Source organism: Streptomyces sp. NPDC059456, assembly GCF_042750055.1.
In the GTDB taxonomy this organism is placed as follows: Bacteria; Actinomycetota; Actinomycetes; order Streptomycetales; family Streptomycetaceae; genus Streptomyces.
In genome coordinates, this window is sequence record NZ_JBHYVA010000637.1 from 1 (window position 1) to 4890 (window position 4890).

Below are 4890 nucleotides of genomic sequence, written 5' to 3' on the forward strand. Positions count from 1 at the left end.
TGCGTGACGCGCGTACCGAAGAGGTCGCTGCGGATGACCTGGACGGCCACGATGACGAACAGCCACAGAACGGCCAGGAAACCCAACCGCATGACCGTCAGGGTCAGCTCTGACATTGCCCCCGCTTCACCCTTCGGCTTGCCGGTAAATGATGGTGGTGCTGCCCACGACGATCCGCGAGCCGTCGCGGAGCGTAGCGCGGGTGGTGTGCTGCCCGTCCACCACGATGCCGTTGGTGGACCCGAGATCCTGGATCGTCGAGGGCGTTCCGGTCCGGATCTCACAGTGCCGGCGCGATACGCCGGGGTCGTCGATCCGCACGTCGGCTTCGGTGCTTCGGCCGAGTACGAGCGTGGCGCGCGAGATCTGGTGGCGGGTGCCGTTGATCTCGATCCAGTGGCGCCGGGTGGCGCCCCCGGTGGGTACGGGAGCCGGTCCGCCGCCGCCCGGCCGGCGCGCGGCGGCGCCCGGGGGCGGTGCGGCGGGCATGGGCGGTGCGGCGACCGGGGGGTAGCCGTAGCCGCCCTGCTGGTTCTGGGGAGCCTGCTGCGGCGCCTGGGAGGTGCTGGAGGCGAGCGTGCGGCTGCGGACCCGGTAGAGCCCGGTGTCGAGGTCGTCGGCCTTCTCCAGGTGGACCTTGATCGGTCCCATGAAGCTGTAGCGCTGCTGCTTGGCGTAGTCGCGGACGAGGCCCGCGAGCTCGTCGCCGAGCTGCCCGGAGTAGGGGCTCAGGCGCTCGTAGTCGCCGGCGCTGAGCTCGACGATGAAGTCGTTCGGGACGACGGTCCGCTCGCGGTTCCAGATCGTCGCGTTGTTGTCGCACTCGCGCTGGAGGGCGCCGGCGATCTCGACGGGCTGGACCTCGGACTTGAACACCTTGGCGAAGGTGCCGTTCACCAGACCTTCGAGTCGCTGCTCGAACCGCTTCAGGACTCCCATGGGGCACCTCCTCCGTCGTTGTCGCCCTGTACTGCTTACTGATCGTATCCACGCGTGGCGGATTCGGCTGGTTCCCCCTGGGTCCCATGCGCATGAGTGTTGGTACTCACAAGGGATCGTAGGGGCGCTCAGAGGACAGTGTCCCGCACCGGGAGTGCACTGCGGGAGGGGCGTTGTGAGCCGGGTTCGGGGGTGCGGGGAAAGCGATGTGAATCCACCCCGTCCGACGTGCTAATGTTTCGACGTCGCCAGGGGAACGGCCCGAAAGGGAAGATCCACTGGGGCGCTGCTCGGGCGAGTGGCGGAACGGCAGACGCGCTGGCTTCAGGTGCCAGTGTCCTTCGGGACGTGGGGGTTCAAATCCCCCCTCGCCCACATCGACGAGACGGTCGTCACTGCGAAAGCGGTGGCGGCCGTTTCGTGTTTCCCGGGTCCCGGAGCGGTCGGGTCTCCGCCCCGAAGCGTCAACGGTCCCGAACGTGGGATCAGTTGGGGGACCGCCGGATCCGGCCATCGGGGAACCCGCCGTTGCCGCCCGCGCGTTCTGGTCCCGAACGGCAGGTCCCGGGCGGGCGGGGGCGACTTTCGTCGGCGGGGGCGCGACGAAAGAGGGCGGCCCGCCGGCGGCGGCCGTGTCTAGGGTCGGTCCCGTGGATGCGACGGCGAGGATGAGGGCGGGCTGGGACTGGCTGAAGGGTCCCGAGCCGTGGACCCGGCGGGCGCTCGCGGGGGACCTGGTGCTCGCCGCGGTGCTCGCACTGGTCGGGCTGGGGGTCGAGGAGCTCGACAACGGCAGCGTGCAGCGGATGGCCGGCAGCGTCGTGGCTGTGGTGCTGCTCACGTTGCTGCGGCGGCGGCTGCCGGCGACGACCCTGATCACGGCGGCGGCGGTGTCCCCGTTCCTGCCCGGCGCGGGCCTGACCATGATCCTGCTGGGCTGGTCCGCGGGGCGCCGGATCGTCGGGGTGGGCCGGGCGCTGACCGCGTTCGTCCTGGCCTTCCTCGCCTCGGTCGGCTTCTCCGTGCTGCAGGCGTGGTCCGACCAGCCGCCCGTGCTGGTGATCCTGTTCTCCACGCTGATGTTCCTCGCGATGACGGTGATGCCGGGTCTGGCCAGCCGCTACTGGTCACAGCGCCGGACCCTGCTCCAGGCCCTCCAGGAGCGCAACGCCCAGCTGATGCGGGAGAGCGCGATGGTCGCCGGGCAGGCCCGGCTGCGGGAACGCCAGCGGATCGCCCAGGACATGCACGACAGCCTGGGGCACCAGCTGGCGCTGATCGCCGTGCACACCGGAGCCCTGGAGGTCGACCCGCAGCTCACCGACCGCCAGCGCGACGCGGTCGGCGTCCTGCGGCAGGCCTCGGTCGCGGCGATGCACGAGCTGCGCGAGGTCGTCGGCATCCTGCGGGACGGCGTCGAGGCGCCGGTGCCCGTGGAGGAGGCCGGGCCGGCGGCGCGCGGGGTGGCGGGGATCGCCGGGATCGTGGAGGCGGCGCGGAGCGCGGGGACCGACGTGCGGATGACCGTGTCGGGGCGGCCGAGGCCGCTGGTCGCGGCCTGCGACCACGCGGCGTACCGGATCGTGCAGGAGGCGCTGACCAATGCGTACAAGCACGCCTCGGGAGCGCCGATCGCCGTGGAGCTGCGCTACGAGGACGATTCGCTGGTGGTGGAGATCGCCAACGGTCCGGCGGCCGGCCCGGGCGTCGGCGAGGTCGTGTCGGGCGGGCAGGGCCTCACCGGGCTGCGCGAGCGGGCCCGGCTGGTCGGCGGGATGGTGCACGCGGGCGGGACCGAGGGCGGAGGGTTCCGGGTGGCCGGCGTGCTCCCGTACGGGGCGGAGCCGGCGGGGGCGCAGGACGTAGCCGACGACTTCGGGCAGCAGGCACAGGCGCGGGCCGGAGCCGCGGTGGCTCCCGCGATGGACTGGGCCGCGCTGGACCGGGAGCTGGCGGTGGGGGCCCGGGGCCGGACCGGGGGCGTGGCGATGGGCTGCGGCATCGCCGTCGCGGCGGTGGTGCTGCTGGTGATCGTGATCGGCGCCGGGATGGTCCTGCTGGTGGGCTCGGCGGGCAACGCGATGATCAGCCGGGAGGACTACGACAAGGTCCGGGTGGGCGATTCGGAGGAGGCGGTCCGCAACCGGCTGCCCGACGGCGACAGCTTCATGACCTCGGGCCTGGACCGCAAGGGCCCGGAGCGGCCCGAGGGCACGCGCTGTCTGGCGCTGCTGTCGTCGGAGGACACGCGGCTGACCACCAACACCGTTTTCCGGTTCTGCTTCAAGGACGGCAAGCTCGTCGAAAAGCAGGCGTACGAGGCCGAGCAGTAGGAGCACGGGTGACAGCCAAGGTGATCCGAGTGGTGATCGCTGACGACGAGCCGCTGATCCGGGCCGGGATCAGGATGATCCTGACCTCGGCCGCGGACATCGAGGTCGTCGCGGAGGCGGCGAACGGCCGCGAGGCCGTGGACCTCGCCCGCGCGCACGCGCCGGACGTGATGCTGCTGGACATCCAGATGCCGGTGATGGACGGCCTGACCGCCCTCGGCGAGCTGGGGCGGGCGGCGCCGGAGGTCCGGGCGCTGGTCCTGACCACGTTCGGGGAGAAGGAGAACGTGCTGCGGGCCCTGGGCTCGGGCGGTGCGGGGTTCCTGCTGAAGGACTCGGCGCCGGGCGAGCTGATCGGCGCGGTGCGGGCGGCCGCAGCCGGGGACGCCTACCTGTCGCCGGGGGCGACCCGGCACGTGGTCGACCAGCTGGCCTCGGGGCAGGGCGCGGCACGCGGCGAGGAGGCGCGGCGGCGGGTGGCGGAGCTGAGCGAGCGGGAGCGCGGCGTGCTGGCGCTGCTCGGCGAGGGGCTGTCCAACGCGGACGCGGGCCGGCGGCTGCACATGAGCGAGGCGACGGTGAAGACGTACGTGAGCCGGATCCTGTCGAAGCTGAGTTGCGAGAACCGCGTTCAGGCCGCCCTGCTGGCCAGGGACGCCGGGCTGTAGATACGGTCAGCCCGAAATGATGTTGTCGGACCGGACGGTCCGACGGGCACGGGCGGGGGCGGCGCGCATGGTGGCGGTACCGGAGCAGCGGGTGGCGGAGCCGGCGGCGGGCACGGGCGGGACGACGGGCGCGGCGGCCCCGGCGGGCGGCGGGCGCATCCCGGTCGTCGAGGGATATGCGCCGCGGGTCGTGGCGGGCTCCCCCAAGGAGGCGGGCAAGGCCCTGCGCCGCCGGGTGCCGCGCTCGGCGCACGCGCACTTCGAGGCCCCGGCCGGGCGGCCGGACGCGGTGCGGGCCGTGGAGGAGTCCAACGTCGGACGGGTCGCCGAGCTCGCGCCGATACGGGTCGGCCGGATGGCCGCGAACCCGTTCGCGTTCCTGCGCGGATCGGCCGGGCTGATGGCGCACGACCTGTCCGCCGGGCCGGTGACCGGAGTCGGCGCACAGATCTGCGGCGACGCCCACGCGGCCAATTTCGGCCTGTACGGCGATGCGCGCGGCCGGCTCGTCATCGACCTGAACGACTTCGACGAGACCGTGTTCGGGCCGTGGGAGTGGGACGTGAAGCGGCTGGCGACCTCGCTGGTCCTGGCCGGGCGGGTGGCCGGCGCCGACGAGGACACCTGCCGGGCCGCCGCGCTCGACGCGGTGGGCGCGTACCGCCGGACCATGCGGCTGCTGGCCAAGCTGCCCGCGCTGGACGCCTGGAACGCCATCGCGGACGAGGAGCTCGTCTCGCACACCGACGCCCGCGATCTGCTGGGCACGCTGGAGCGGGTCTCGGAGAAGGCCCGGGGCAACACGTCGGCGCGGTTCGCCGCCAAATCCACCGAGGCCGGCCCCGACGGGGCGCGCCGCTTCGTGGACGCGCTTCCGGTGCTGCGCCGGGTCGGCGACGCGGAGGCGGCGGCCGTGGCGGCCTCGCTGGGCCCGTACCTGAAGACCTGTC

General features: G+C 73.1%; 4 protein-coding genes, 1 tRNA gene and 1 pseudogene. 4 read left to right on the forward strand and 2 right to left on the reverse strand.

What is annotated here, in order from left to right:
* Positions 1 to 116 (reverse strand): annotated as a pseudogene (locus ACFXA3_RS35270) (FHA domain-containing protein); the annotation flags it as partial.
* A gap of 10 nt (positions 117 to 126) precedes the next feature.
* The gene (locus tag ACFXA3_RS35275) at positions 127 to 939 is read right to left on the reverse strand and encodes an FhaA domain-containing protein (RefSeq protein WP_385193909.1); all 813 of its coding nucleotides are present in this window, start codon (positions 937 to 939) and stop codon (positions 127 to 129) included.
* 292 nt (positions 940 to 1231) lie between these two features.
* On the opposite strand from ACFXA3_RS35275, the gene ACFXA3_RS35280 reads away from it, so the two are divergent.
* The 4 genes from ACFXA3_RS35280 to ACFXA3_RS35295 all read left to right on the forward strand — a co-directional run.
* Positions 1232 to 1314, forward strand: a tRNA-Leu gene (locus ACFXA3_RS35280).
* A 293-nt stretch (positions 1315 to 1607) separates the two neighbouring features.
* On the forward strand, positions 1608 to 3272 hold the full coding sequence (locus tag ACFXA3_RS35285) for a sensor histidine kinase (protein WP_385193917.1): 1665 nt from the start codon (positions 1608 to 1610) through the stop codon (positions 3270 to 3272).
* A gap of 8 nt (positions 3273 to 3280) precedes the next feature.
* Positions 3281 to 3940: a response regulator gene (locus tag ACFXA3_RS35290; RefSeq protein ID WP_385193911.1), complete on the forward strand. Its 660-nt coding sequence runs from the start codon at positions 3281 to 3283 to the stop codon at positions 3938 to 3940.
* Between the two features lie 67 nt (positions 3941 to 4007).
* A partial coding sequence (locus ACFXA3_RS35295; protein ID WP_385193914.1) for a DUF2252 family protein occupies positions 4008 to 4890 on the forward strand: 883 nt, incomplete at its 3' end.

Coding starts and splice junctions, on each gene's coding strand:
- ACFXA3_RS35275 (WP_385193909.1), bottom strand. CDS start 939: ATGGGAGTCCTGAAGCGGTTCGAGCAGCGACTCGAAGGTCTGGTGAAC.
- ACFXA3_RS35285 (WP_385193917.1), top strand. CDS start 1,608: ATGAGGGCGGGCTGGGACTGGCTGAAGGGTCCCGAGCCGTGGACCCGG.